Source organism: Mycobacterium sp. RTGN4 (genome assembly GCF_033804635.1).
Classification (GTDB): Bacteria; Actinomycetota; Actinomycetes; order Mycobacteriales; family Mycobacteriaceae; genus Mycobacterium.
The window spans coordinates 113,658-139,935 of sequence record NZ_JAPZLB010000009.1 but is presented as its reverse complement, the minus strand read 5'-3'; the positions used below and the strand labels follow the sequence as shown (position 1 = coordinate 139,935).

The window sequence follows — 26,278 nt, the reverse complement described above, 5'->3', positions numbered from 1 at the left end:
CTTCATGAAACCACTCGCTCGTCCCGACTAGCGGTCGGCGTCCGTGTACCGGATGACGCCGCGAATGTTCTTGCCGTCGACCATGTCGCGGTAGCCGTCATTGATCTGCTCCAACGAGTAGGTATTGGTGATCATGTCGTCGATGTTGAGCCGACCGACCTTGTACATGGACAGCAGTTGCGGGATGTCGTATTGCGGGTTGCCGCCGCCGAAGATGTTGCCCTGCAGCCCCTTTTGCATCAGGGTAAGCATCGCCAGATTGAGCGTCACCTCGGTGTCGAGCAGCTTCCCGACGGCAGTCAGCACGCAGAGCCCGGACTTGGCGGTGATCCCCATCCACTTGTCGACGTCGTGTCCGTCCACCTCGCCGACCGTGACGATCACCTTCTTGCACATGCCGCCTGCGGTGACCTCGGCCACGCCCGCGGTCGCGGCCTCGATCGACTCGTAGACATGGGTGGCACCGAACTTCTTGGCGGCCTCGCGTTTCCACTCCATCGGTTCGATCGCGAACAGATACCGCGCTCCCGCATTGGCCGCCCCCTGAAGCGCGGACATACCCACGCCACCCAACCCGATCACCGCGACGTCCTCACCTGGCCTGACCGCTGCGGTGCGGGTGGCCGACCCCCAGCCCGTCGTGACGCCGCAACCGACCAGGCAGGCCACCTCGAACGGGATCGCCGGATCGATCTTCACCACCGAGGTCTGGTGCACCACCAGGTAGGGCGAGAATGTGCCCAGCAGCGACATCGGGTAGACGTCCTGACCGCGAGCCTGAACCCGGAATGACCCGTCCGACACCGACGCTCCACCGAGCAGCCCCGCACCGAGATCGCACAGATTGCGCAGGCCCGCCTGACACGACGGGCACTTCCCGCAGGACGGAATGAACGACAGCACGACGTGATCACCGACGCGAAGGTCCTCCACGTCGCGTCCGACTTCGGTGATGATGCCTGCGCCTTCGTGGCCGCCGAGGACCGGGAAGCCGAACATCGGGATGCCACCGGTCATGAGGTGATAGTCGGAGTGACACATGCCCGCAGCTTCGAGTTGAATCTTCACCTCGCCGCGACGGGGGTCACCTATTTCGATCTCCTCGATCGACCATGGTTCGTTGAAACCCCACAGCAGGGCACCCTTCGTCTTCACCAACAACGCCTTTCTAGAGCTATTGAATGATTCGTTGCAGCCGCATAGGCAGCGTGATGACGAGTAGCTTGTTGATGCCGCAGGCACCGCTGCGGCCAAAGGTGGTGTCGCTGCCCGCCAACAACGTGGTGTTCGTGTCATCGGTCTGACCCGCGGGGTCGACGCCCCAGAAGTGGTACTTCTGGTCCCCAGGTGCAGACGTGCCGTCGGCGCAGGGTTCCCAACCGTCGACGACGCGCTCGATGACCCACCACGCGCCGTCATAGCGGAGGTCGGCGGTCCAACCGGCACTGCTGCTGACCTGACCGGTGCAACTCGTCGAATCGACGCACGACGACGTAATCGTCCACACCTGCCTGACGGTGGTTTCGTCGCGGTAGACGTCGTTGGTGGTGGCCCAATCACCGTTGGATGTCGCCAGGTAGCGCCCGTTGAGCGGGGAACCGCCCGGCCGTGCCTGAGCGCTGGGTGCCGATGTCACTGCCACGACCGCCGTCGCAGCCACGATTACCATGGCGCGGCTCAGCATCGAGTTCAAAAACTCGCAGTTGATCCGAATCATGCTCACTTCCTTGGTATTCGGGTCGCAGTGACCGGCGTTCACGTGGGTAGCAAGTCCTTCCAGGTTTTGGTCGGCGAGCCGGGCACGAGATTCGATTGCTGCTCGAGACGTCCGCCCGGACTGAGGTAGCGGCCAGTCGCGGGATCGTAGCGAGCGACGGCCACCGAGGGGTGATGGCTTTGGTTGCCGCTGAACGCACTTGGTGCAGCCGGAATCGCTCCGGTGTCGTCAGTGGGCGGGGCCTGGTCGGCCGAGGGAGGCGCAGCGTCCGGCGGCGGTATCGCCGACGGTGGCATAGGTGTTCCGGCAACCGGGCCGTAGAGATTGTCGGACCGGTTGACTCGACTGTCGGGTGGTATGCCCTGCGAGATCAGGTTGGGATCGATTGGGCTGGGGCCAAACTCATGCTCTCGCACGGCAAGCGGCTCGAATGGTTTGTCGCTGTTGCAGATCTCGACGGTCGGTGCACGCTTTCCCGGTTTGCCTGCGCATGGATAGTTGCGGGCTCCTCGGACCGAGATCGGCGAATCCTGTGGCAGCTTGCAGTAGAGCCCGTCTGGAGTGTCCGCCTCACTGGTGTCCGCGGGTGAGCGCCACTGTGATGGCGGCAAGAAGCCAACGGTGCATGCGGGTGGGTCGTTGGCGGTGATCGTGAAGTCGGCCAGCGGCCAACCCGTCGGATTGTTCTGCGGTAGCGCGAACGAGTCTTGGTTGGCGATGTAGGCGGGCAACAACACCAGAATCTGTTCCAGCCCAGGGTTGTACGTCACCAGAATCTGCCCGACCGTCGTCAGGTTGGCCAACAGCACCGGCAGCGTGGGCTTGAGCTGCCCCAGCAGCGCAGAGACTTCCTGCGCAGCCCCTGGTGCCGTGCGCAGAATGGTGCGCAGCTGCGGGTCGTTGGCGACGAGTTGGTCCGAGACACCGGCCAGACTGTGTGACCATGTTCTGATCGAATCAGTGGTCTGCGCTTGAGAATCCAGCAGCGGAACGCTGTCGTCGATCAGGGCGCGGGTCTGATCCGACACACCGTTGAGGTCGGCGGTGAGCTTCGACGAGGAATCCAGCAGCGAGCCCAGGTCGTACCCCGCGCCGTTGAAGGCGTGGAATGATTCGTCGAGAAGCCGGCTGAGCTTGTCCTTGGGAATGCTGTCGACCAGTTTGCTGACTTGATCGAGCATCGGGCCCACCTGCTGAGGAACCGACGTGCTCGCGACGGGGATGACGGAGCCGTCACGCAGATAGCCCGCACCGTCGCCGCGCGGCAGCAATTCCACGTACTGCTCGCCCAATGCCGAGACGCTCCGCACGTCGGCCTTGAGATCGGCCGGAATCCTGGGCGAGCTCTCCAGCGTGAGCACCGCTTCGGCGCCAGTGGACGTCGGAACGACGGAGGTCACCTTGCCGACCTGAACCCCGCGATAGGTGACGTTGGCGAGCGGGTAAAGCCCTCCGCTGGACGGCAACTCCAAGGTGACGACGACCTTGCCGACCCCCAGCATGGTCGGTAGTTGCATGTAGGTGAACACCATCACCCCAAGCCCGATGACCGACGCGGCGGCGAATATGACCAACTGAATACGAACCAGGCGACTCAGCATCAGCCACCACCATTCGGCGGAGTGGGCTGTGCGGGCACCGCATCCGTCGGCCAATTGCCGTAGGGCCCAGCGAAGATCGGCCCAGGAGCGCCCGTACTCGGTGAGGTGACCGGCGGCGTCATCATCGGAGGCTTCACCGGTAGCACCGCCTCGTTGAACGGCGGCATCGGTCCCGCGTCCAGCGGCGGTGCACCGGCCACGGGATCGGCCAACGTCGGGCCTGCTGGCACGTCGGCGGGCATGGCGGTGCCGGGCGGCGGTGGTGCCAAGGGAGCGCTGAGCGGCTCGTAGGTGTAGTTGAGATACCACGGATCACCCGGCGCCGGAACCAGCTTCGCGCCTTCGTCACCCCAGCGGGTGCCCAGCAACAAGGTGCGCTTCAGACGGGGGATGGTCAGATCGACGATCACGCTCAGGTTCGCGTAGTCACCGCGGAAGGCCCGATCGATGACGTTCTGCGTGAACGGGAACACCGCCGCGGCGGCGATCGCACGATCTAGATCCGGGCCGACATCAGCGAGCGATTTGATGGTGGGCTCGAGGTTCTTGAGGTTGGTGACCAAGTCTTCCTGACTATCGTTGACGAGTCGAGTTGCGACATCACTGAATTGGCCGAGTTTTTGCAGCGCCGTCGTAATCCTCGGCCGCTCCCGGATCAGCACGTCGAGCGCGGGGGGCAATTCGCGCAGCAGACGGTCGAGGACGTCACGCTGGTCGGCGAAAGTGGCGGCGAACCGATCCAGCGACTGGATCGTCGCCACGATGTGGTCGCGTTGCCGGTCGAGCACACCGACGAAATCGTTGAGCCGGGAGAAGAGCTCGCGGAAATCTCCTTCGCGACCCGACAGCGCGGCATTGAAGTTATGGATGACGTCCTCGATTTGGCCCAGCCCGCCGCCGTTGACGACCACCGAGAGCGACGACAGGGTCTGTTCGGTGGACGGGTAGCTCGACGACCGGTTCAACGGAATCGTCGCGCCCGGCTGTAATCTGCCGGCGGGCGGCTGGCCGAGCGGCTGGTCGAGCGACAGGTGCATCGAGCCCAGCAAGCTGGTCTGCCCAACCTTGGCCACCGCGTTGGCGGGTATCACCACGTCGGGCTTCATCGAGATCTCTACATCGGCGTGATTGTTCTTCAACGTCATGTTGGCGATGCTGCCCACCACGACGTCATCGATGAGCACGGGCGAATTCGACTCCAGCGAACCAACATTAGCGATCTCGACGTGGTAGCTGCTCGAGCCGGACCCACGTCCGACGGTGCCGGGCAGCGGCAGCGAGTTCAGGCCCGAGAAGGCGCAACCCGACGTCGACACCACGACGACGAGGCCGGCGGCGAGCATCGATCGAACCGCCGTCATGGCGTGCCTCCAGGGGTGGACGACGGACCCTGGGGCGTCTCGGCGGGCAGCAGCATGTCGGGCACGTTCGACACGGTGGGCACGGGCGCGCCGGGGAACAACGCCGGAGACGGATACGACGGCGCCCCCGCTACCCCCGGCGCGGTCGGCCCTGGCGCAATGGCAGGAGGCTGCCCGTAACCGGGCGGCGGCGCAGCGTCGCCGTCACCCGTGTAGGCCGACACCGCAGGCGGCAGTTCGGCAGCTCGAGGCGGCCCGACTGCCCCGGGAGCCAAGGCCGGGTCGGTGTAGATGATGTTGCCCGGGCTCGCCGACTTCGCCAGGTACGGATTCGCAGGCACGGGCAGGTAGTTGAAGTTGAGCAGGCTCAGCGCGGGCCCGAGGTACTGGGAGCACAGTTTCGCCGTCTCCGGTGCGGTGACGTTCTCCACCCCGCCGATCGCTCCGCAGATGAACGTGGCCGGGTTGCTGAAGTTCGCGAGCGTGAATCCGCCGAGGGTGGTGCCCGTATCGGGGTTGTAGATGTTGTAGCCGTTGGCCAGCGCGTTCGGAGTCACGTGCAGCAGGTTCTCGACCGCGGACTTGTTGTCCACCAAGTTCTGGGTGACGTTGGCCAACCGCTGAATCTGCTCCGAGGTCTGGTTTCGGCTGCCCGCGACGAAGCGTTGCACTTCACCGATCGCCGTAGACAGGTTGCGCAGCGCAGCGTCCAGATCAGACGTGCTCTCATTGAGCACGCTTGTCAGCGTGGCGAATTGGTTCTGGAACGAGACGATCTGAGTTTCAGAGTCGCGCAGTGCGGTGACGAAGGTCTGCAGACCCTTCACGGTCTCGGCGATGTTGCCGCTGCCGTTGGCCAGGATTCGGCCCACCCCGGCGAGTTGGGTCAGCGTCTGCCTCAACTTGTCACCGTTGCCGTCCATGGCGGTGGCGGCACTGTCGATGAAGCGACCCATCGAAGTGCTCGACAGATTGCTGGTCGGGCCCAGATCGGTTGCTAGCCGGTTTAATTGAGACTTGACCTCGTCCCACTCCACGGGCACGGCAGTACGATCGACGGGAATCACCGCGCCGTCGCTCAAGGTGGGCCCGCTACGACGGTATGCCGGGGTGAGCTCGACGTAGCGCGCGGAGACGAGATTCTGCGCGACGATCACCGCCTTGGCGTCGGCCGGGATACGCACGCTGGGATCAATGCTCATTGTCAGCTTGGTCCGAGTGGTCTCGGGCTGCAACGAATCGATGGTGCCGACCCGTACCCCGGATACCCGGACTTCGTCTCCTGGATAGATCGAGGTCGTGGTGACGAAGTCTGCACTGATCGTCATGGGCGCAAAGAACGTGGCGCGCACTGCGAGGAAACCGCCCCCGATGAGTGTCACGGCGAGGACCGTGGCGACGACAGTTAACTGCAACTTGCGGCCTGTTCGTCCGCCCGCGCTCATCGCGATCCCCCGGGGATACCGTTGCGGGGGAACGGGAATTCGGCCCTGGGCCCGGCGTTGTCGGGTGGTTGTCCTGCGTCGACCCCGCGCCGGAATCCGAAGGCGTAGTCAAGGAAGGGCTGCAGGAACTGGCCCGGTATGACGTTGGGGATGTAGGCGTTGTAGTAGGCGCCGTTGGAGACTGATTCCCCCTGGCTCAATTCGAATTTCGCGAATCCGGGAATGATCTTGGCGATGTTGTCGCGGTTCTTCTCGAGCATCGCCGAGACCGAGTTCAGCTTCTCCAGCGTGGGAGCCAACTCCTTTTCGTTGTCGGCAACCAATCCACTGAGCTGTTGCGCCACCACCGAGGTGTTGGCGAGCAGATTGGCGATGTCGAGTCGTCGCTCGTTGAGCACCGCGATCAGATCGTGGGCGTTGAGGATGAGCGTGTTGATCCGCTGGCTGCGTTCACCAACGACTCCGCTGATGTCAGCGGTGCTCTTGAGCAGCGCACCCAGGGAATCGTTGCGGCCATTCAGTGACTGCGAAAGTCTGGTCAGCCCATCGAAAGTGGGCCCGAGCTGCGGCGCGACTTGATCGATGGTTTGCGACAGCGTGTCGAGGGATTGATTGAGCGACCCGGTGTCGGTGCCCGCCGTATTGGTGGTGAGGTCGTTGACCGCCTCGGACAACGAATACGGCGACGAGGTCCGGGAAGGAGGTATCACCGCGTTCGGTCGCATCGTGGCGCTGCCCGCGGAGTTCAGCGTCACGACCCGCTCTCCCAGCAGCGTCCCAGTGCGGATGTGCGCGGTGGTCTCAGACCCCAGTTGCACTCCGCTGTCGACGGTGAAGGTGACCAGTGCGTCACCGTAGCTCAGCGAGATGTCCTCGACGGAGCCGATTTTGATCCCCGAGACCGTCACCGAGTTCCCGACGGTCAGACCGCCCGCCTGGCTGAACAATGCTTGGTATCGGACGTTGGTTGCCATGGATGTCAGCTGCTCCGTCTTCATGCCGACGGTGACCGCCAGGATGATGAGGACGGCGCCGATGATGCCGATCCGGATCGCTTTGTGGCTGCGGTACTTGTTCATTCGGGCTCCGCGCACCTTCCGGTGTCCTGCTTGATCCAAGGAAATTCAGCAGTTCTGCCCTGCAGATCACTCACGCGGACGGTGACGCCACAGATGTAGTACTGGAACCAGGCGCCGTACGCGCCGAGCCGTGACAACTTCCGCAGATTGTTCGGCATCTTCTGTAGCGCGCTGTCGATGCGATCCTGGTCGTCGGCCACGATGGGTGCCAGCCGGTTCAGCTGGTCGACGGCGCCGGCCAGCGGCGCACGGGCCTGGGTGAGCAGGCTTGCCAGTGAAGCGGTTCCGCTGTCCAGCGAGGTGATGGCGGTCCCGATCGGGTCACGATCGGCCGACAACCCGGAGATCAGTGTTTCGATGCGGTCGATGGTGTCCCCGAACTTGCCATCGGCCTTGCCGAGCGTGCTCAGCACGGCGTTGAGATTGTCGATCAACTGCTCGATGACCTGGTTGTTGTCGCCGAGGGCATTCGAGAAGGACGAGGTCTTCGACAGGAGAGCTTCAAGCGTGTCACCCTGACCCTGAAACGCCTGAATCAAGGAACTGGTCAGCGCGTTGACGTCCTGCGGATTCAGCCCCGAAATGACGGGCTTCAGTCCCCCGAGCAGCAGGTCGAGGTCGAGTGCCGGCGCTGTGCGATCGACGGTGATCCGCGTTCCTGGCGCCAACACATTCGTCGGCCCCGGGCCCTCGACGAGATCCAGGTAGCGGTCACCGACGAGGTTGAGGTAGCGCACGGCGACCTTCGTGCCTCCGGTCAACGGGACCGTGCGATCGGTATCGAAGCTCACCAGCACGGTCTTGTCGGACTGAAGCCGAACGTCGCCGACTGTGCCGACGCGGATACCGGCGACGCGAACGGAGTCTCCCGACTTCAATCGGGAGGCATCGGCGAAAACGGCGGAATAGCCGTTGGTCGAACCGGTTCGGTACTGGCCGAAGATGAAGAACAGGGACGCAGTGAGCAAGACCATCACAACCGCAAAGGCGAGGAATTTGACCAATGTCGCGTGGCGTGACCACCTCATCCGGGCTGCCCGATCTGTGCGGAGTTGCGTGGTGGGCCGTCGATCGGCCCGAACAACATTTGCTTGAGTCCGTCGGAGTTCAGCAGCAAGCCCTGGTTGCCGTACTGAGTGCGGTTGGTGCCGATGTCGGTGACCAGGAACGGCGGCCGAAACCCTGGAGGCACGATGGGCAAGCCCAACTGCTGGCACATCGGTTCGGCTGACGCCCCGACCTTCGGCAGATCCTGCGGATAGCGATAGCGCTCGGTGCCTAGCGTGAAGTTCACGTTCACCACGATTGACGCCGGGGGCAACGGCGGCGCCTTCGCGAACGGCACCAGCGCAGCGATGCCGCAGTACAAGGATTCGTGGTACTTGTTGAGCAGGTCGGTGGTCGGCACCAGCAGGTGCAGGACGTCGGTGAGGCTCTGCCGGTTGTCGCCGAGCACCTGGTTACCCAGGTCCGCCAGCCCGGTGGCACTGACGAGGATCCTGTCGAGGTCCTGCGCCGTCCCGACGATCGTCTTGCTGAGCCGAGTTGCGTTGTCGGCGGTCTTGACCAGATCCCGGGCGGCGTCGGCGTAGGCGTTGAAAACCTCAGGGGCGACTTGAAGTTCGTGCTCCAGGTTCGGGAGGCTGGGGTCGAGCTTCGCGAGCAGATGGTCGAGGTCCGTCACCGTTTGGCCCAACTTCTCGCCGCGTCCATCGAAGGCCGACGCCACCGCGCCAAGAGTCTCGTTGAGCTTCGCGGGGTCGATCTTGTTCAACACCGAAGACAGCTGCTCGAAGACGGTGTTGAGCTCGACGGTCACATGGTCGGCGTGTAGCACCTGACCGACTTGGATCCTCGTCGATGATGGCTCGGGCGGTGGAATCAGTTCCACGAACTTGGCCCCGAACACCGTCGTCGAGGCGATGTCCACCCCTACGTTGGACGGAATCAGGTGCAACGCCGAAGGATTCACCTTCAGGTGAAGTGCGGCTTGTCCGTCCGGTAGCAGCTCGATCGAGCTGACCGTGCCGACGGGCACGCCGTGCAACTTGACCTTGGCGTCGGGATTCATCACCAATCCCGCACGCGCCGAAATCACGGTGATGGGCACCGCCTTGGCCAGCCCATCATTGAACAGCGTCACTGCGAGTACGACGACGGCGACGATCGCCAAGACGGTCGCGAGTCCGGCCAGTGGGCGGACAGCTGCGCTAGCCAGCCTCACGTCTGTCACGCGGCTCCTGAGCGGTCGGGAAAGCTTTCGATTACAGGTTCGGTCGGGTGGAAGAATGGCAAGTGCACAACTATTGCATGTGCCATAATAAGCAGACGACGGCGCCGCGAATCAGAGAATTCCCGAACTGCCCACGCCGCGAGCTCAATGGTCGACCACTTGTTGTTAAGTAGCTGAACAACCATGTTGTTAAGGTACTGTACAACTCTCGATTCGGGTAGTGCCACATCCTTCGCCCACCGGAGTGCGGAGCCACCGAGCCAGCGCGCGGGCATGATTCGCCGGCCAGCGCACGCCTACGTCGTAATCGGACCTCATCGCACGGGCCGCGCGGGCACCTGTCAGGGCTTGGGTCCAAGACAGTTGTGCGCACTCCAGTCGTTGAGCTGCCGTACGCCGTGCTGGACGTCGACGAAGTGCGGCGCGATGAACGTCTTGGTGATCGCCATCAGCACCATCAGGATCCCGAGGACGGCGAACGCCGAGATCGCGACAGTCTTCAGCGGTGTCCGCTCTCCTGGCAGGGTGTCGAACTTCGTGTAGAACAGCAGCGCGGCGAAATGCCATGAGCCGTAGACCAAGACGTTGAGCCCCCACATTCCGACACCGTTGTCGAAGCAGTAGTTCGATCCGGAGTACGCGAAGGTTTCGCCGAGCGGCATCGGTACGGCCAGAATGGCGCACAGAATGCCGTGGCGCCACCAGGTGTCGTGGGCGAGCACGGTGTGCGTACGGCCCAGCAGCTGTGTGCAGATCCGGTACAGCGTGCCGAGAATGACCGAGTAGAAGGCAAAGACGCTGATCGTCATGGGCAGCATGAAGAGCGGAACACCGTTGGGGTTGAGGTCCGTGTTGAAGGCGAAGTGACCGTGCAGTACCTCGTACCAGGGGTCAGTTCCGATGAAACCGCCCAGCACGGCCCAGACGGTGAGGAAGATGCCCATCCTGAACCCGTACAGGTCCTTCAGCGGCCTGCCCTTGTCCTCCGCGGTGCGGAATACCAACGGCCAGATGAGCGTGCCCAGCCCCATGACGAGGGCCTGCGACACCAGCGGAAGGTCATTGGGCCTGTCGTAGGACAGGTGCATGGTGACCAGGCCCTGCAAGGGCACCGAGACGAGAAACCAGATCACGTAAATGATCTCGGTCCGACGCTTGCCTGGATTGAGTGACAACCAGTGCCACTTCTGCGCCGCATCAGGGTCGGGCGAGACCGGGTTGGTCGTGTCAGTGCTGACCATCATTCGTCCTTTTCAGTTGCATCATGACGACCAAGACATCGCGAACCATGGCCTACCTCTCCGGCGAAATGCACTAGCCGTGAACGACGTTTCTCAACGTAACACTTTCTATTGCACCTGCAATAGTATTGCGGGAATGCGGGGCAGCACGAAGTGCGCGATGGGCTTACGCGTCGTCGGTGCGGGCCGGTTCGCCGTCCACCGTGACGTCTTCCCACTGCTTGACCACACCGGAGTGGAATGACTCGAGTTTGGTGACGAAGCGTAGGTACGCGCGCAACTCGGCCGCGCTTTCACCGCCGAACATCGCCACTGCCATGGCGGCTTTGAAGTCGTCGGCTACCGCCGCGGCCCGGTGCCCATGAGGCGTCAACGACAGTTGTTTGCGCTTGGCGTCGCGCTCCGACGCCCTTTCGGTGACCAGGCCCTTGATCTTCAGCTTGGAGATGATCTGCGACGTCGCCGAACGGGTGACGGCGAGTTCGTCGGAGAGTTCGCTGCCGGTTACCCCGTCGTTTCTGGCGATCAGAGCGCACATCTCGGCTTCGAGCAGCGTCATCGACACCCCGGCGCCATAGTCCCTAGGCACCCGCCGGCCCTGCTGGATCTTGTTGATCACCCTCAGCAGCGACATGGTGATCGTTTCGGCGACGTCGGCCTTCGGCTTGGCGCGCGGGCCTGGTTTCGATGCGGGAGTAGCCATGCCGTCTCTTCCTCCCCTTCGGCGCGGTGGCTCCTCGTCTCGAGGGCCAGCGGGTCGGACGAGCGAGCCACTCACGCCGACGAACTCCTCATGCTATCGGGGCGGCCGGTGCGGGGGCCGGTGCAGCGCGACTCGGTGTCGGTCAAGGTGGCAGCCCGGGCGCCAGGTGTGGTGATGTAGTAGCCATGACGGCCAAATCTGCGTCCCGCCCGGTGCGTGATCGGAATGCCCGCACCCAGGAACGGGGCGAACGGACGCGGGCGCTGGTGATCGAGGAGACCATCCGCTGCATCCGGGAAGAAGGCTTCGCAGCAGCGAGCACGCGCCACATCATCGACCGGGCCGGAGTGAGCTGGGGTGTCATCCAGTACTACTTCGGTGATCGCGACGGGCTGCTGACGGCGGTCATCGACCATGCCAACACCACTTTGACCGCATCACTGGAACAGCTCGCCGACACTGCCGCCGCGGTCGAAGATCCTCAAGAGCGCGCCGAATCGCTCTCCGCGGCCGCATGGAAGGTGTTCTTCAGCCCCATCTGCATGACCGCGCTGGAGATCCTCATCGCCACCCGCGCAATGCAGGGCACGCTGTCTTCCGACCAGCTCAGTGGAGTCCTGGCCGCCATCGAGCGGATCGGCGATGCGATCGGCGGCGACACCCCGCATTCGACCGCGATCGCGAACCTGCTGTGGTCCAGTCCGGTCGGCATGATGGTTGCGCAAATGGTCACGACCGAACCGCTTCCCACCGACCCGGAGCAGCACGCCATGGCTGCACTGATCAGTGATCATCTCGACGCCAGTCAGCGGCGAGCGACATCGAAGGCGAAACCGCGCCGTCGCACCGGACGGTGAGCGCTCACGCGGACGTCACCGCATGCAGTTCGGCGAGTTCGGAGTCGAGCATCGTGGCAAACGGATCCCCCGCTGCGGGCAACGCCCAGAACGTCCCGTCCTCCAGTGCGCGCAGAGCCCACGAGACGGCCACGTCCGGCTCGACGCCAGCCTGATTGAGCGCATCGTGCATGCCGCCTACGAGCTCGTCGGATATCGACGCGTCGGCGGGTAACCTCGCCGCCGAAGTTCTGATGAGGTTGGTCTTGACCATCCCGGGGTTCAACAGTGCGACACGAATCGACGGCGCCACGATCGCCAGTTCGGCGTGCAACGACTTCGCCAACGCGATGGCTCCGGCCTTGCTGGCCGCGTACACCGCGCTGTAGGGCGAGGCCACCATGCCCGCCATCGACGCGGTGATCACGACGTCTGCGGCGTGGCCCTGCGCGACCAGTCTCGGTACAAAGGTCTTGATGCTGTGGAAGAGGCCGAGCAGATTCACCCCGACGACGAAATCGTAGGTGGCGTCGGCCGTCTCCCACACCGTCGAGCCTGTCGAGGTGACGCCGGCGTTCAGGCAGACCGCGCCGAGCGGTCCGAACGCGGCCGCGACCTCGCCAAGCTCGGCGACCGACCCGGCATCTTGGAGATCCACCCGGACACAGTCGATCCTGGCGCCCTGCTCGGAAAGTCCAACGCGGACTTGGTCCATCGCCGATTCGTCGATGTCACCGATCACGACGTGTGCGCCGCGCTCGGCGTACGCGCGGACGAACGCCAGTCCGATTCCACTGGCGCCACCCGTGACTACTGCGACCGACTCGGAATTGCTCATCGGTAGTTCGGGATCAGTTCTTTGCCGATCAACTCGATCGACTCCATGATCCGGTCGTGCGGCATCCCGCCCATCTGCATGTGGATGATGACCTGATCGACGCCACTGGCCTTGAAGCCGTCGAGCACCTTGGCGCAGTCGTCCGGGTTCCCAGCCATCACGAAGCCCTCGTTGATCATGAAATCCTCGATCGCAGCGGGGTCGGCCTTGGCCGCTTCGCGCAGCATGGCGATGTCGCCGCTGCCGAGGTGCGCGTAGCTGGGCGACGGCTGGTCGTCCGGCCAGCCTTTCGACATCCAGTCGAAGCCGTGCAACGTGTGCTGAACGGTGTTGTGGGCAGCCAGTTTACGGACTGCATCACGGTCGTAACTACACAAACCGTTGACGAAACCCGCCGTCTGCTTGTTGACGTGTCCGCAGATCGGCTCGGCCTGGTCGATGTTGGCGTAGTACGCCTCCGTCGCCTCGCTCAGTCCGTCGTAGTCAGTCTTGTGGGCGAAGAAGAGCATGCCAAGACCCTTCTTGGCGGCCCGTTCGGCGTTGCCGGGTCCGACGCCGCCCACCCACATCGGTGGGTGCGGCGTCTGCACCGGGCGGGGTACCACCGTGCGAGCCGGCATCTTCACGAATTGACCGTCGAGTTCGACGTTCTCCTCGGCCAGCAGGCGCGTGACGGCGTCGACGCCCTCCTGCCATTGGGCGCGGGACTGCTCGGGGTCGATGCCGAAGCCGTAGAGTTCGGCCGGCGTGGTCGATCGGCCGGAGCCCACGTCGACCCGTCCGTTGGACAAGCAGTCCAGCATCGCCACCCGTTCGGCGACGCGGACCGGATGGTTGTACGACGGCGGGGTCAGCGCCAGTCCGAACCCGAACCGGATGTGTTCGGTCTGATATGCCGCCGCACCGAAGAGCACCTCGGGCGCCGACATGTGCGAGAACCCGCGAAGGAAGTGGTGCTCGGTCATCCAGACGTAGTCGAAGCCGCTCTTGTCTGCGTGCACGATCTGGTCGACGGTCTCGCGGATGATCCGCGCTTCGGCGTCGAGTTCGTGAGGCGGAACGAACATTTCATAGAAGATTCCGAACTTCATTGTGCTCCAATCATTTCTATCCTCAAAAGGACGCGGGTGCGTTGGCGGCCGCGGGAAAGTAGCCGCCCCCGAAGGTGCCGAGTTCCAGGCGGGTCTTGATGCCGGGCGAGGCTGCGCACACCGCGGGAATGGCGTTGACGGCGGCCATCGCCGTGGCGATCGAGGTACCACGGCCGGTGTCGCTGTCGATGTCGAGCCGACACGTCAGTGTCGGGTCGCCGGTGATCGTGACCGCATAATGCGCTTTGCCTGAAGGCCATTCGGGCGCAGCGTCGTTGGACACGCGCCAGATCAGCTCATACTCCACCGTCGTCGAACCGGCGGTAAGCGCCTCGATGACCATTCTGCGCACCGCCACCGTGCCCGCGTCGATGCGTCCCCACGGCAGGTCGATCGGCACGTCGGTGACCGCCTTGGTGTGGTGAATGACGAACTCGTCGTATGTCACACTGAGCGCGTCGGTCAAAAGCTGCACGCACGGAAAGTACGGGCTCCAGCGCAAATCGGTCAGGTACTCCATCGGCGCCGTGACGTCGGGGCTCAGCCCCATGCCGATCAGCTCGGAGACGATCGACTCCGAGGTGTAGTCGGACATATCGACCAGTTCGAGCACGTGTAACCGGTCGATCCGACGTGCCACCGACGTCAACGCGATGGGGAACGCATCGAATGCGAAGCCGGGGTTTACGCCGGTGCTGAAGAACGTCGTCTGCCCCTTCGAGCAGGCCGCCTCGAGCCGCTCCCGATCCTCGGGATTGATGGCCTCGGGATGGGTGTGCGTGCTGATCGCCGTGGAGACCACGTTCTTGCCCGACTCGAGGAACCCACAGATGTCCGCCAGACACTGGGCCGCATCGCCACTGTCGCCGAGGGCGTTGTAGACGACGCAGTCCGCGTCCACGGCGCGGATGTCTTCGGCGCTGTTGGTCGCAGCGACTCCGAGCGGGTCGACTCCGGCCAGTTCGCCGAGGTCTCGGCCTGCCTTGCCCGGGTCATAGACGTAACCGCCGACGACGGCGAAGCGCGGGTCGGCGAGCAGGGCGCGTAGCGATTGCACCCCAACGTTGCCGGTGGCCCACTGTACGACCTTGTACACCATGTTCATCCTTTTGTTTAGCTACTTAACAAGCACGCTATCCGCTCCGCTGCAGCGGTGTCAATGATGAAGTCTCCCTACAGCAATCCCAACAGTTCCAGGGACGTGGCGTACTTGACGATGATTGATGCCGTGATGTGCGGAATGTCCTTGTCGGGACCAATTCTCGCGTTCTGGACCCCCGTGCGGAACCGGTCGGTCGATGCGATCGCGCCTGTCGGCGCCGGCCCGGGATACCGATACGTGTTCACCAGTGGCAAGACCGACGCCTGACGCTGGCGGTCCGGTAGCCCACGGATCGACGTCTCAAAGCGGTGGAACCAGTCGTCGTAGTCCGGCACCCGGTGAAGTGGATAGCCGGCTTCGACCAACCAGTCGACGTATTCGTCGAGTCCGATGCCGTCGTCGTACGGGTTCATCACGTGGTAGGTCTGAAACCCGTCGACCTGAAGCTCGCCCAACGTAGAGATGGCTTCGGCGATGAAATCAACGGGGAGCCCGTCGTAATGGGCTCGCTGACGCTGTCCGTTGCTGTCTAGTTGATAGAACGAGCCAGGAGCTATTCCCGTCGCCACCACGCTCAACATCAGCCTGGTGAACGTGTCGGGCACATTGAGCTGGCCCTGATACCTGTTGTCTGCCAATATCATTCCGCAGCGGAAGACCGAAACCGGCAATCCACACAGGTCGTGCGCCTCACGTAGTAACACCTCGCCAGCCCACTTGCTGTTGCCGTAGCCGTTGGTGTAACTGTCGTCGACATTTCGAGCCGGACTGATCGTCCGCATGTCGGCGTCTTCGGTGAAGAGCGCGGGATCGATTCCGACGATGACGCCGATCGTCGAGACGTAGGCGAACTGTTTGTGCTTGGTAGTGATGGCGATTCGGATCAGCTCGGCGGTGCCCACCACATTCGGTCCGAATAACTCGCTGTAGGGCAGCAGATGGTTCACCAAGGCAGCCGGATCGACGATCAGATCGACGGTGTCTGCCAGGCCCTGCCAGGTCGACTCGTCGAGACCAAGGTTCGCTTCGGCCTTGTCGCCTGCGAGCACCCGCAGATGATCGGCGGCCAGTTCGCGGTAGTGGCTGAGCAATTCCGGATCACCGGTGTCGAAGATGGCATCCATCCTGGCGCGAGCAGCGGCATCGTCCTTGGCGCGTACCAGGCAGATCAGCGTGCCGCCGACGAGACGCATCCGCTCGAGCCATTCCAGGGCGAGGTAGCGCCCGAGGAAGCCACTGGCGCCCGTCAGAAGCACCGTGCGGAGCTCGCCGCTCGGGCCGGGCAGCGTCGGGGCCGTCGCCAACGTCGCGGCGTCGATGAACTTGTCCAGCGTGAGGTCGCGGGCATGCGCCTCAGTCGCCCCTCGGCCGTGCACGGTGGCGAAGGTCGGTCGCTTCGAGCTCGCCGCACGTTCGACTTCGATGTAGTCGGCAATGGCGCGCAGATCCGTGGCCGGGCTGACGATGACGCCCACCGGCACCTCGATGCCGAGGATGTCGTACAACAGTTTGGCAAAGGTCAACGCGGACAGTGAATCTCCACCCAGATCGGTGAACAGAGCGCTGGGGTCCGGCTCCGTAGTCGCGGTACCGAGCAGGGCGCTCGCGGCACGGCCGACGATCTCGAGCACGGGCCGGTCGGCGCCGTCCCGGCGAAGTGCTCGCAACTCGCCCGCCTGACCCTCCGCGAGCTCGACGTAACGCTGCTCAAGCGCAGGACCGTAGCGCTCCCTGAGTTTGGGACGCGCGAGCTTGCGAATGCCGGTGAGCAGACCGTTCTCCAACGTGAACGGGGTGGCCTCGACGATGACGTCGCGTGGAATCTCATAGGACTGAAGCCCTGCGGCTCGCGCCACTTTCTGGAGTGACTCGCTGAGCGCAGGCTTGAGCGTGTCAACGTCGCCGCCTGCCCCCGACAACGCGCCGTCCGTTGGGACGATCACCGCGAGCAGGTAGGCGCGGGCACTGTTGCCATACACGTAGACCTGGCTCACCAGTGGGCTATTGGCGAACTCGGCCTCCAGTTTGGAGACGGCGACGAACTCCCCTTGCGACAGCTTCAGCACCGCGTTCCGACGGTCCAGATACTGCAGCTGATCGGTCCCGAGCTCGGCCACGATGTCGCCGGTGCGGTAGAAGCCGTCAGCATCGAACACCTCGGCGGTAAGTTCGGGGCGGTTGTAGTAGCCAGGGAACAAGCCTGTGGTCTTCACTAGGAGCTCACCGCGAGGGTGCGGCCGATCGGTGCGAAAGTAGCCGAGGTCCGGCACATCGGCCAGCTTGTAGTCGATCACGGGCGGACGGCGCACCGTACCGTCGGCGAATACCGGGCCGGTCTCCGTGGAGCCGTAGCCCTCCAGCAGCGGCTGGTCGATCAGCCGCTCCACCCATGCCTTCATTTCCGGGGAGATGGCCGCCGAACCCGACGACACGCCAATGTACCGACCGCCCAGCACCTTTCGCCGGTACTCGGCGAGCACGTCGGCTTCCACCGCCTCGCGATCGATGCCGTCGACTGCGCGACGATCGACCTCGTTGGTGACCTCTTCCAGCAAGATGTCCCAGATCCGAGGCACGAAGGTCAACAACGTCGGTCGCACCAGGGCAAGGTCGTCGAGCAGGGTCGACAGATCACTCTTGGGCGCGAAGTACGCGATTCCTCCGGCACCGAGCGCCGAGTACAGCAGGCTGCGTCCCATCACGTGGCTCATCGGCACGAAGATCAACGAGATCAACGCCAGCGGACTGTGCTCACCGTTCAGCGTCGGTGACAGCCAGGAGGCGGCCACGATGTGCTCGGTATGCATTGCCCCCTTTGGTGATCCGGTGCTTCCCGAGGTGTAGACGAGCAGGGTCAGCGGATCGGCATCGTCCGAGATGTAGGGATCGACCGGCGGGAGGGCGCGGCCGCGCTCGAGCACCGCACTCATGGTCTGCACGACTACCGCGCTGCCCGCGTCGGCCAGTCTGGTGCGCGCGGACTGCAGGACATCCCGATGGTCGTCGACCTGCTCGGAAAAGTCGAAGACGACAATCGCGGCCGGCGCATGGCCGGTCAAGGCGAGTTCCACGGCGTCGGGCAGATGGTTGATCGCCGATGCGATGAGCACTGGTTCGGTCTCATCGACGATCGGCCCAAGCTGTGCGACCGGAGCGCCGGTCGGCAGCGAGATCGCCACCGCCCCGAGCTGGACGAGAGACATGTCGATGGTCGCGTAATCGATGCTGGCGAAACCAAGGATGCAGACCCGGTCGCCCGGTCGCACCGCCGCATCCGCTGCGTCGGACAGGGCGCTCGCCGTCGCGATGACCCGGTCCCCTAGCTCGCGATACGTGATGGTCTCGAATCGTGGTTGCAGCTCCGCGGTGGTGCGACCCGCCGCATCGGTCACCAACTCGATTGCTCGCTGCCCCAACGCGGGACGCTCGGCGTACCCCTCGAAGACCGTCCGAACAAGTTGCGGCAGGCGCAGTCCCGGCGCATCGAGCGCGGCATTCACGCCTGCGTCGGGCATCGACGCTGCAAACTCGGCATCGGTAGTCAACAAGTCCACGACACGGTGGAGCATCCGCTCCTGGAAGTCATCATCGGGCATTGCACACCTCGGTAGCGATCTCGTCTTCCTTCGCCGTGACACGAACGGGTTCCCCGCCTGCGGCGAAGTCCCGTGTTCTTGTTAAGATACTTAACAAGAAGTTAGCCCGTGACGGCGGGACTGTCAACGGCAATCACCGCCGGCCAGAAACCCTCGCCCGCTTTCCTATTGCATTTTGTTTAGCCACTTAATAACCTAGCGCACGTCCGGTCCACGAATATCGGCGTGCTACGTCGGCACGCCATCGATGGGCCTTCGAGGAGCGACGTGATGTTCGTCCGGATTGCGATCGACCAAACCGTGTCGCTCCACGAGGCCGACGATCTTCGCAGGCTTCACGTGGAGATCGCGGGCCTGGATGGCGCCGCCCTCACATCAGCCGTGCGACGGCACCGACTGGGCCGTGTCGACGGCGACGGCGACGTCGAGTTACGCGTCGCCACCTTGGTCGAACTGGCCGGCGACCGCGACCAGCACTGGGCCGACGCCTTCGCAGACATGCTCGGCTACGCCAAATCCAAGGGGTGGATGAGCGATAGCGATCACGTGCGCGCGCACTGTGTTCGCATTCCGGCGGTGCCCTTCGACCAAGCGCCGCGCTAGCCCCGCTGACGGTGGCGCATCAACGCCTCAAGGAGCCAATGACATGCCGCGAACTCAGCACTCCATCTGCCGGGTGTGCCAAAACAGTTGCGCGGTGTTGGTAGACGTCGACGACGACGGGCTACTCACCGGCGTCCGTGGCGATCCCGACAACCCGGTCTACCACGGGTACACCTGCGAGAAGGGCCGCAACGCCTATCGCTCATACACTGACGCCGGCCGAATCCTCCACTCACTCAAGCGTCGACTCGACGGTCAATTCGCACCGGTGCCCATCGGCCAGGCGATCAACGAAGTCGGCGATAAGCTGAGCGCGATCCTCGACCGCCACGGACCCCGTTCGGTTGCGCTGTTCTTCGGCACCAACTTCACGCTCGACAGCCCGCTCAGCCTGACGATCTCCCGAGCATTCATGACGGCCATCGGGTCACCGATGACGTTCAGTCCGGAGACCCTCGATCAACCGGGTAAGACGATCGCCAAAGGCATGCACGGAATGTGGATGGCACCCGGGCACGCCGCGAACCGCCCGGACGTGGCATTGCTGATCGGCAACAACCCCCTCGTCAGCCATCAGGGTCGCTACGCCGCACCCATGGACTTCATCAAAGACATTCGGGCCAGGGGTGGCGACGTCATCGTCATCGACCCACGCCGGACCGAGACGGCCGGCCGGGCCACCATGTTCCTTCAACCCCGACCCGGCCAAGACGTCGCGATCGTGGCAGCGCTCATCAACGTCATCATCGCCGAGAAGCTCTACGACGCCGAGTTCGTCGAACTCGAGACCACCGGTTTCGACGTGCTGTGCGCAACGGTCGCGCCGTTCACTCCGCGACTGGTCGCCGAACGGGCCGATGTCGACGCAACCGACCTGGTCGCGATCGCGCGTGCGTTCGGCCGCGCGCACCGAGGCTATGCCGCCGCAGGTACGGGACCGAACATGGCGGCGAAGGGCTCGCTGCTGGAATACCTTCTGCTCTGCCTGGACACCATCTGCGGGCACCGGCTGCGCGCGGGCGAAAAGGTGGACAGCCCAATGACGTTGATTCCCAAGGAGGCCCAGCCGCAGAAGGCTCAGGCGATGCCTCCGTTCCCGCCCACTGGTCCGGGCTATCCGGAGATGCGGGTGCGGGGGCTGCTGCACAGCGTGTCGGGTCCGCCGGCAGCAGCGCTCGCCGAGGAGATCACGCTTCCCGGGGACGGGCAGATCCGCGCGTTGATCAGCGTCGGCGCCAACCCCGCCAACTGCGTGCCCGACCAGCTGACACTCATCAAGGCGCTACGGTCGCTCGACCTGCTCGTCCAGACCGACGTGCGGATGTCCACCACGGCCTCGTTGGCGCACTACGTGATTGCGCCGACCATCCCCTACGAGGCGCCGTGCTCGACCGGCATGTCCGATCTCTACTCGCTGTACGCCGACGACTGGGGCTACCCGGGCGGATACGGACAGTACGCCGAGAAGGTCGTCGATCCACCCGCCGGTTCGGACGTCATCGAGCAGTGGCGGTTCTTGTTTCGCGTGGCGCAGCGCATGAAACTTCAGCTGGTGCTACCGCCGGGCCTTCTGGGGATGGGCGCAGCACCCGACGATCCGGCGTTGGAACTCGACATGAGCAAGGACCCCGACATCGACGAGTTGTTCGCGCACATCCACCGCGGGTCGCGCGTTCCGCTAGACGTCGTCAAGCAGCATCCCGGCGGAGCAATCTTCGCCGAACCCGCGGTGTACGTAGCCGAGAAGGACCCCGGCTGGGAGGGCCGGCTCGAATTGGGCAGTGCTCCAATGATGTCGGACCTCACGGCTGAATTGAAGGCCTCGGACGTCGGCGGTGAGCGGTATCCGCTCCGGCTGATTTCACGACGGACTTCGTCTGTCATGAACTCGCGGTCGCAGACGCTGCCGCCCAAGCGATTGCCCTACAACCCGGCCTTCCTCCACCCCGATGACCTGAGTGCGCTGCACATTGACGAGGGCGACCGCATCGTGATCGAGTCCGACCACGCCAGCGTGGTGGCGATCGCCGCGGCCGACACGTCGCTGCGACGCGGCCTGGTCTCGATCAGCCACAACTGGGGCCACGTGCCCGACCTCGATGACGACGTCAAACGAGTGGGCACAAATTCTGGCGCGTTGGTCGCCAATGATGGTGTGTACGATCAGTTCTCAGGCCAGCCGCGGATGAGCAACGTGCCCGTGCGAGTCTCGCCCGTCCACCCGTGAAGTCAGGTGCGACCGCTCTCTTGCGCAAGCTTGTCGTGTAACTCGCTTGCGGGGGTGTCCAGGGCGCCAAAGCCGTCGAAGTGTTCGAGTGGCACCCGCACGTACACCCCGCTGGCCGTGAACGAGACCTTTCCGCTGCTGTTGGTGCCTTGTGCGGATACGAGGATCGCGCGGCCCTTCTCGCCGTCGACCCGTCCCGTGATCCTGTGCGTCTCGTGCAGGGGCACCGGAGCCAGATAGTCGATCGTGAGCGCTCGGGTCACGGCGGGAGCGCCGATCAGCCACACCGAAAAGCCCAGTAGTTCATCGCATGCAGACGCAATCGCACCCCCGTGCGCCAAGCCGGGACCACCGATGTAGCGCTCGTCGAACTCGACATCGGTGAAGATCTCATCCCACACTCGGTAGACCTTCAGACCGAGCCCGGAGGCGTTCTCGCCGCCGCAGCCGAAGCAGTTCGGAGTATGCCCCGGCAGCAGCCGCGGCTCCGTGTCGTCTTGCGAAACGCCATCCGTCATTCGGTCTCCACTTCACGGGAAGCTGTCCAACAAAATATTGCGTTCGTAATAATACTGCCCCTGCAGTCACGGCCTCAGCGAGTCCACCGCGCGCCCGGCGAACGGCGGGAGCGCGAGATGGCCCGCCCACCACCCAGCGCGTCGCGTATGTTTGGCGATAACCGACACCTGGGAGCACCGCATGGCGCGATCCGAGGCTCTCGACGAGTTGGATCTCAAGATCGTTCAGGCGCTCAACCTCGACGGCCGCGTGCCGTTCAGCACGATCGCGCGCGTCATCGGGGTTTCCGACCAGACCGTCGCGCGGCGCTACACCCAACTCCGATCGACGAACGCCATTCGCGTCGTGGGGCGCACCGATCCGCACAGCATCGGCGAAACCTCGTGGTTCGTGCGCGTGCGCTGCAGCCCCAACGTCGCGCTTGCGGTGGGCGAGGCGATGGCACGTCGCCCCGAAACCTCATGGGTGAAGCTGACTTCCGGCGGAACCGAGGTCGTGGCAGTCGTCCGCGGCCCGGCACATGGCGATAGCCCTTCGCTGCTTCTCGAGCAGCTTCCTCGTACCCGCGATGTCCTCGACGTCTCGGCCAACTGCATGTTGCACATGTTCTTCGGCGGCACGGACGGTGTCATCGACGCGCTGTCGAACGATCAGGTCGCGCAGTTACGGGCCCCAGCTGCCGACCACTCGACCGACGTCCATCTCGATGACGTCGACACACATATCCTGCGACTACTGGAGGACGACGGAAGGGCGGAGCTCGCCGAGCTCGCCAAGGCCTCCGGTATCGCGCCGACCACGTTGCGGCGGCGGTTGGGCGAGCTCCGCCACAGCGGGGTGCTCTACTTCGACGTCGATCTCGACTATCGCCGACTCGGTTTGGCGAGCCAGACCATTCTTTGGCTGACGGTCAGTCCAAACGCGTTGATACAGGCGGGAACCGCGCTCGCCGAGCACCCCGAGGTTGCGTTCGCCGCGGCGACGACCGGCACCACCAACGTGTACGCCAACGTTGTGTGCGCCGATGCGCCCGCACTCTTCGAGTACCTCACCACCAAGGTCGCAGCCCTTCCATCGCTTCAAGCTGTCGAGTCCGCGCCCGTGATCCGAACGCTCAAGCGCGTGTAGTCAAGGAATCACGACGGTTCGCCGTGCTCGGATCGCGGGAGTGGCCCGTGGCGTGGCGAGTTGGTGCGGTTTGTCGGTCTCGGTGACGGTTGCCATCGGGGCTGCCGACGGTCTCGCGATCACGGTGATCACTTGGAACTTCGCGTGTGCATCGGTCGTCGACACCGGAGTGGACGAGGGCGCGGAGATCGACACCGCAAAAGCTGCGATCACCGCCGACGCGCCGATGACAGCCGAGATGCGTTGCAAGACGACGTTTTCGATGGCCATGAGAGGTACCTCGCTTTCGTTGGGGACTACGTGTTGCGCCGCAGTCGGCGCCGTTCCAGTGCGAACGCCAGCAGGTTGAGCCCGAGCGCCACGCCCGAGACCGCGGGCTGCGGACCGCAAATGCGGGGCGGAGTCCCCGACGGCGGGGCGGGCGAGTCGTCTCGTGTGAACGCGTTGGCGCGGGCGCCGCGCGGGCTACGGCCATGGTCGAAGAGCGCCGTGCCGGGGTAGAGCGCCGCCGAGAGTTGGGTGACCCAGTAGCCGGAGGCGCCCATCGTGGCGGCCGTCAACGATCGTCGGTCCCATGGCTTGCCACTCCACAACGCCCATAGCGCGGGGGCTCCCATGTACACGCCCATGCTCATCGTCTGGGCGTTGTGAAACTTGGCGTGCGGCGTCCAGTCTGGGTTGTGAATGTGGGTGTCGTTCCAGTCGAAGACGTAGCTGCCCACTGCCGACCACGTCGAAGTAAGTGTCAACAGAGCCTTGCCAGCGCTGATGTGTGTCATGCCGACGACGATCGTCGCGCCGATCGCAATCTCCGAGCAAGCGGGCACTACGCGGCGATTTTCGACTTTTCAAAGGCTCATGTGGCGCTTTGGCCTCAACCATTGGTTGCATGCAAGGTTGCATGCATACCTGATATAGTGTCCGTCGTGCCCACCACGGAAACCTCGAACGCCGAGCGCGCCTACCAGGCCACCAAGGACCAGATCGTGTCCGGGCGCGCACGGGGTGGCCAGCTGCTGAGCGAGGTGGAGGTCGCCACCCAACTCGGCGTGAGCCGCACCCCGGTGCACGAGGCCTTCCTACGGCTGGCGGCGGAGGATCTGCTGGAGTTGCTCCCCCGCCGCGGCGCCATCGTCGTACCCGTCTCGCCGCGCGACGCCATCGACCTCTTGGAGATGCGCCTTGCACTGGAGGTGGCCGCCGTTCGCCGGCTGTGCCGCACCCCCGCGGCCGTCGACTCCGTCTTCGCCGACCTCACCGACCTGATCGAGGAGCAGCGACGCAGCGCGGCATCGGGCGACCTGCAGTTGTTCACCGCGGCCGACGACGCGTTTCACCGACGGATCGTCGAAGTGTCCGGCAATGCGATCGCCCAACGCTTCTATGGCGTGCTCAGCGACCGGCAGCGACGCATGATGGCCGACGCCGTCTCGGCCGCTTCCGCGCGGGTCACGCTGCTGATCGACGAGCACGACGAACTCGCCTCGGCGATCGCGCAGCGCGACGTCGCTCGCTTCGAGGCCACCCTGGTGACACACCTTGAGGCGACCTATCGCGTGGTGCTGGGATGACGGCCGTCGAACTCCGCTCCACGCCACACGCTCAGCGCCGCATGCGACCGTGGGTCGCCGTCGCATCGGCGATCTTCGTGATCGGTTGGGGCGGAAATCAATTCACTCCGTTACTAATTGCCTACGCGCAGCACTCGGGCTACACCCGGGTCGACGTCGACGTCCTGCTGGGCGCTTACGTGCTCGGTTTGGTGCCCGGACTGCTCGTCGCCGCCGCCCTGTCGGATCGGCACGGTCGACGAATCGTGATGGCGATCGGCGTCGTCAGTTCCGGTGTCGGAAGCCTGATCCTCGCCATCGGTGACGTGTGGGGCTTTGACGCCTTGTTCATCGGTCGACTGTTCAGCGGACTGGCCGTCGGCATCGCCATGGCCGTGGGCTCGGCGTGGATCACCGAACTGTCCCGCCCGCCGTTCGAGCAGGCGTCGGTCGGAGCCGGAGCACGCCGGGCGTCGATATGCCTGACGCTCGGATTCGGCGTCGGCCCGCTGTGCGCCGGACTGCTCGCAGCCTTCGCACCGCTACCGCTGGTGCTCACGTACCTGGTTCAAGCCGCGCTGTGTCTGCCCGCGCTGTGGGCGGTGGCATGCCGCACCACGGAGACCAGGACCGCCTCGACCGGCGGTTCCCTCCTCCGTGCACTCAGAGTGCCGTCGGCGGGTCATCGACGTTTCGTGCACGTCGTTATTCCCATGGCGCCGTGGATCTTTGGCTCGGCAGGCATTGCCTACGCCATCGTGCCTGCGCTGGTGGCCGAGACCTTGGGTTCCTGGGCCCTGCTGTATACCGCCGGGCTCACGGTCCTGACGCTGGGCAGCGGCGTGCTGGTCCAGCCCATCGCGCGCCGGCTCGACGACCATTCGAGCGCGCGGGCCGTGGTGGTGTCGATGGTGCTCATGGCCATGGGCGTCTTCGCCGCGGTGGCAACCGCGGTCACCCGATCCCCCGTCGTGGCGATGTTCGTGGCGGTGCTGCTCGGCAGCGCCTACGGCATCGCCATCGTTTCCGGGCTGCTCGAGATCCAACGAATCGCCGAACCCGACGACCTGGCAGGCATCACCGGCGTTTACTACTCGCTGGCCTACCTGGGCTTCCTACTGCCGGCTGTGTTGGCGGGCCTCGGCCACTACCTCAGCTACCCCGCGATGCTGACGGGCCTCGGACTGCTCGCACTCGTCAGCACCGCGTGCTGCGCGTCGGGCTGGTCGAAGCACCTCGAACCTCGGACGCCCAGCGCCGCACACATCGCCTAGCGGCGACCCAACCACTGGTTCCTGCCGCCAGCGATTACCAAAAAACTGGCTGCAAAAATGTGTCGCCACCGGCGCCCCTACTCACTCCTTCCTAGTGAAAGCAGCTCGCCGGAGCCGCCAACACCGAAGGAGAC

Annotated in this window: 23 protein-coding genes; 6 read left to right on the top strand and 17 right to left on the bottom strand. The window is 64.4% G+C overall.

Annotation, left to right across the window (positions count from 1 at the left end):
- Positions 1–27 precede the first annotated feature (27 nt).
- The 10 genes from SLQ30_RS20430 to SLQ30_RS20385 form a co-directional block, all read right to left on the bottom strand.
- Positions 28–1,155, bottom strand: a complete 1,128-nt coding sequence (locus tag SLQ30_RS20430; RefSeq protein WP_319448166.1) for an NDMA-dependent alcohol dehydrogenase — start codon at positions 1,153–1,155, stop codon at positions 28–30.
- A gap of 19 nt (positions 1,156–1,174) precedes the next feature.
- Positions 1,175–1,717: a hypothetical protein gene (locus SLQ30_RS20425; RefSeq protein ID WP_319448167.1), complete on the bottom strand. Its 543-nt coding sequence runs from the start codon at positions 1,715–1,717 to the stop codon at positions 1,175–1,177.
- Between the two features lie 38 nt (positions 1,718–1,755).
- Positions 1,756–3,318, bottom strand: a complete 1,563-nt coding sequence (locus SLQ30_RS20420; protein ID WP_319448168.1) for an MlaD family protein — start codon at positions 3,316–3,318, stop codon at positions 1,756–1,758.
- The gene (locus SLQ30_RS20415) at positions 3,318–4,679 is read right to left on the bottom strand and encodes an MCE family protein (RefSeq protein WP_319448169.1); all 1,362 of its coding nucleotides are present in this window, start codon (positions 4,677–4,679) and stop codon (positions 3,318–3,320) included. The genes SLQ30_RS20420 and SLQ30_RS20415 overlap by 1 nt, the downstream gene beginning before the upstream one ends.
- A complete protein-coding gene (locus tag SLQ30_RS20410; RefSeq protein ID WP_319448170.1) occupies positions 4,676–6,124 on the bottom strand; it encodes an MCE family protein in 1,449 nt (482 codons plus the stop codon). The genes SLQ30_RS20415 and SLQ30_RS20410 overlap by 4 nt, the downstream gene beginning before the upstream one ends.
- Positions 6,121–7,203: an MCE family protein gene (locus SLQ30_RS20405; protein WP_319448171.1), complete on the bottom strand. Its 1,083-nt coding sequence runs from the start codon at positions 7,201–7,203 to the stop codon at positions 6,121–6,123. The genes SLQ30_RS20410 and SLQ30_RS20405 overlap by 4 nt, the downstream gene beginning before the upstream one ends.
- Positions 7,200–8,231, bottom strand: a complete 1,032-nt coding sequence (locus tag SLQ30_RS20400; RefSeq protein ID WP_319448172.1) for an MCE family protein — start codon at positions 8,229–8,231, stop codon at positions 7,200–7,202. The genes SLQ30_RS20405 and SLQ30_RS20400 overlap by 4 nt, the downstream gene beginning before the upstream one ends.
- Positions 8,228–9,421, bottom strand: coding sequence for an MCE family protein (locus SLQ30_RS20395; protein ID WP_413468112.1), 1,194 nt, complete (start codon positions 9,419–9,421; stop codon positions 8,228–8,230). Before SLQ30_RS20395 ends, SLQ30_RS20400 begins: the two co-directional genes overlap by 4 nt.
- Positions 9,422–9,777: 356 nt before the next feature.
- Positions 9,778–10,677, bottom strand: a complete 900-nt coding sequence (locus SLQ30_RS20390; protein ID WP_319448173.1) for a hypothetical protein — start codon at positions 10,675–10,677, stop codon at positions 9,778–9,780.
- 166 nt (positions 10,678–10,843) lie between these two features.
- Complete coding sequence (locus SLQ30_RS20385) at positions 10,844–11,380, bottom strand: MarR family winged helix-turn-helix transcriptional regulator (RefSeq protein WP_319448174.1); 537 nt, start codon at positions 11,378–11,380, stop codon at positions 10,844–10,846.
- A gap of 185 nt (positions 11,381–11,565) precedes the next feature.
- On the opposite strand from SLQ30_RS20385, the gene SLQ30_RS20380 reads away from it, so the two are divergent.
- On the top strand, positions 11,566–12,237 hold the full coding sequence (locus tag SLQ30_RS20380; RefSeq protein ID WP_319448175.1) for a TetR/AcrR family transcriptional regulator: 672 nt from the start codon (positions 11,566–11,568) through the stop codon (positions 12,235–12,237).
- A gap of 4 nt (positions 12,238–12,241) precedes the next feature.
- Here SLQ30_RS20380 and SLQ30_RS20375 read toward each other — a convergent pair whose 3' ends face one another.
- From SLQ30_RS20375 to car, 4 genes are all read right to left on the bottom strand, one after another.
- The gene (locus SLQ30_RS20375) at positions 12,242–13,054 is read right to left on the bottom strand and encodes an SDR family NAD(P)-dependent oxidoreductase (protein ID WP_319448176.1); all 813 of its coding nucleotides are present in this window, start codon (positions 13,052–13,054) and stop codon (positions 12,242–12,244) included.
- Positions 13,051–14,145, bottom strand: coding sequence for an LLM class flavin-dependent oxidoreductase (locus SLQ30_RS20370; RefSeq protein WP_319448177.1), 1,095 nt, complete (start codon positions 14,143–14,145; stop codon positions 13,051–13,053). The genes SLQ30_RS20375 and SLQ30_RS20370 overlap by 4 nt, the downstream gene beginning before the upstream one ends.
- A gap of 22 nt (positions 14,146–14,167) precedes the next feature.
- Positions 14,168–15,241: a hypothetical protein gene (locus SLQ30_RS20365; RefSeq protein ID WP_319448178.1), complete on the bottom strand. Its 1,074-nt coding sequence runs from the start codon at positions 15,239–15,241 to the stop codon at positions 14,168–14,170.
- Between the two features lie 77 nt (positions 15,242–15,318).
- Positions 15,319–18,843, bottom strand: coding sequence for a carboxylic acid reductase (gene car / locus SLQ30_RS20360; protein ID WP_319448179.1), 3,525 nt, complete (start codon positions 18,841–18,843; stop codon positions 15,319–15,321).
- 270 nt (positions 18,844–19,113) lie between these two features.
- Here car and SLQ30_RS20355 point away from each other — a divergent pair, with 270 nt between their 5' ends.
- Both SLQ30_RS20355 and SLQ30_RS20350 read left to right on the top strand, forming a co-directional pair.
- Positions 19,114–19,446, top strand: a complete 333-nt coding sequence (locus tag SLQ30_RS20355; protein ID WP_319448180.1) for a hypothetical protein — start codon at positions 19,114–19,116, stop codon at positions 19,444–19,446.
- A 43-nt stretch (positions 19,447–19,489) separates the two neighbouring features.
- Entirely contained in the window at positions 19,490–21,673 is a 2,184-nt protein-coding gene (locus tag SLQ30_RS20350) for a molybdopterin-dependent oxidoreductase (RefSeq protein ID WP_319448181.1), read from the top strand.
- A gap of 2 nt (positions 21,674–21,675) precedes the next feature.
- Here SLQ30_RS20350 and SLQ30_RS20345 read toward each other — a convergent pair whose 3' ends face one another.
- Entirely contained in the window at positions 21,676–22,191 is a 516-nt protein-coding gene (locus tag SLQ30_RS20345) for a PaaI family thioesterase (protein ID WP_319448182.1), read from the bottom strand.
- Positions 22,192–22,372: 181 nt separating this feature from the next.
- Here SLQ30_RS20345 and SLQ30_RS20340 point away from each other — a divergent pair, with 181 nt between their 5' ends.
- Positions 22,373–23,320 (top strand): Lrp/AsnC family transcriptional regulator, encoded by a 948-nt coding sequence (locus SLQ30_RS20340; protein ID WP_319448183.1) that lies wholly within the window; start codon positions 22,373–22,375, stop codon positions 23,318–23,320.
- Here SLQ30_RS20340 and SLQ30_RS20335 read toward each other — a convergent pair whose 3' ends face one another.
- Complete coding sequence (locus tag SLQ30_RS20335) at positions 23,321–23,590, bottom strand: hypothetical protein (RefSeq protein WP_319448184.1); 270 nt, start codon at positions 23,588–23,590, stop codon at positions 23,321–23,323.
- Positions 23,591–23,616: 26 nt separating this feature from the next.
- Entirely contained in the window at positions 23,617–24,099 is a 483-nt protein-coding gene (locus SLQ30_RS20330) for a DUF6640 family protein (RefSeq protein ID WP_319448185.1), read from the bottom strand.
- Between the two features lie 147 nt (positions 24,100–24,246).
- Here SLQ30_RS20330 and SLQ30_RS20325 point away from each other — a divergent pair, with 147 nt between their 5' ends.
- Positions 24,247–24,891 carry a GntR family transcriptional regulator gene (locus SLQ30_RS20325; RefSeq protein WP_319448186.1) on the top strand — a complete coding sequence of 215 codons (645 nt, stop codon included), beginning with the start codon at positions 24,247–24,249 and terminating at the stop codon, positions 24,889–24,891.
- Positions 24,888–26,144 (top strand): MFS transporter, encoded by a 1,257-nt coding sequence (locus SLQ30_RS20320; protein WP_319448187.1) that lies wholly within the window; start codon positions 24,888–24,890, stop codon positions 26,142–26,144. The genes SLQ30_RS20325 and SLQ30_RS20320 overlap by 4 nt, the downstream gene beginning before the upstream one ends.
- Positions 26,145–26,278: the final 134 nt, after the last annotated feature.

Bases quoted from the DNA above. Each gene is read 5' to 3' on its own strand.
- SLQ30_RS20400 (WP_319448172.1), bottom strand. From the start codon at position 8,231: ATGAGGTGGTCACGCCACGCGACATTGGTCAAATTCCTCGCCTTTGCG.
- SLQ30_RS20415 (WP_319448169.1), bottom strand. From the start codon at position 4,679: ATGACGGCGGTTCGATCGATGCTCGCCGCCGGCCTCGTCGTCGTGGTG.
- car (WP_319448179.1), bottom strand. From the start codon at position 18,843: ATGCCCGATGATGACTTCCAGGAGCGGATGCTCCACCGTGTCGTGGAC.
- SLQ30_RS20390 (WP_319448173.1), bottom strand. From the start codon at position 10,677: ATGGTCAGCACTGACACGACCAACCCGGTCTCGCCCGACCCTGATGCG.
- SLQ30_RS20370 (WP_319448177.1), bottom strand. From the start codon at position 14,145: ATGAAGTTCGGAATCTTCTATGAAATGTTCGTTCCGCCTCACGAACTC.
- SLQ30_RS20320 (WP_319448187.1), top strand. From the start codon at position 24,888: ATGACGGCCGTCGAACTCCGCTCCACGCCACACGCTCAGCGCCGCATG.
- SLQ30_RS20345 (WP_319448182.1), bottom strand. From the start codon at position 22,191: ATGACGGATGGCGTTTCGCAAGACGACACGGAGCCGCGGCTGCTGCCG.
- SLQ30_RS20350 (WP_319448181.1), top strand. From the start codon at position 19,490: ATGCCGCGAACTCAGCACTCCATCTGCCGGGTGTGCCAAAACAGTTGC.
- SLQ30_RS20375 (WP_319448176.1), bottom strand. From the start codon at position 13,054: ATGAGCAATTCCGAGTCGGTCGCAGTAGTCACGGGTGGCGCCAGTGGA.
- SLQ30_RS20385 (WP_319448174.1), bottom strand. From the start codon at position 11,380: ATGGCTACTCCCGCATCGAAACCAGGCCCGCGCGCCAAGCCGAAGGCC.
- SLQ30_RS20410 (WP_319448170.1), bottom strand. From the start codon at position 6,124: ATGAGCGCGGGCGGACGAACAGGCCGCAAGTTGCAGTTAACTGTCGTC.
- SLQ30_RS20355 (WP_319448180.1), top strand. From the start codon at position 19,114: ATGTTCGTCCGGATTGCGATCGACCAAACCGTGTCGCTCCACGAGGCC.
- SLQ30_RS20330 (WP_319448185.1), bottom strand. From the start codon at position 24,099: ATGACACACATCAGCGCTGGCAAGGCTCTGTTGACACTTACTTCGACG.
- SLQ30_RS20425 (WP_319448167.1), bottom strand. From the start codon at position 1,717: ATGATTCGGATCAACTGCGAGTTTTTGAACTCGATGCTGAGCCGCGCC.
- SLQ30_RS20420 (WP_319448168.1), bottom strand. From the start codon at position 3,318: ATGCTGAGTCGCCTGGTTCGTATTCAGTTGGTCATATTCGCCGCCGCG.
- SLQ30_RS20380 (WP_319448175.1), top strand. From the start codon at position 11,566: ATGACGGCCAAATCTGCGTCCCGCCCGGTGCGTGATCGGAATGCCCGC.
- SLQ30_RS20405 (WP_319448171.1), bottom strand. From the start codon at position 7,203: ATGAACAAGTACCGCAGCCACAAAGCGATCCGGATCGGCATCATCGGC.
- SLQ30_RS20340 (WP_319448183.1), top strand. From the start codon at position 22,373: ATGGCGCGATCCGAGGCTCTCGACGAGTTGGATCTCAAGATCGTTCAG.
- SLQ30_RS20335 (WP_319448184.1), bottom strand. From the start codon at position 23,590: ATGGCCATCGAAAACGTCGTCTTGCAACGCATCTCGGCTGTCATCGGC.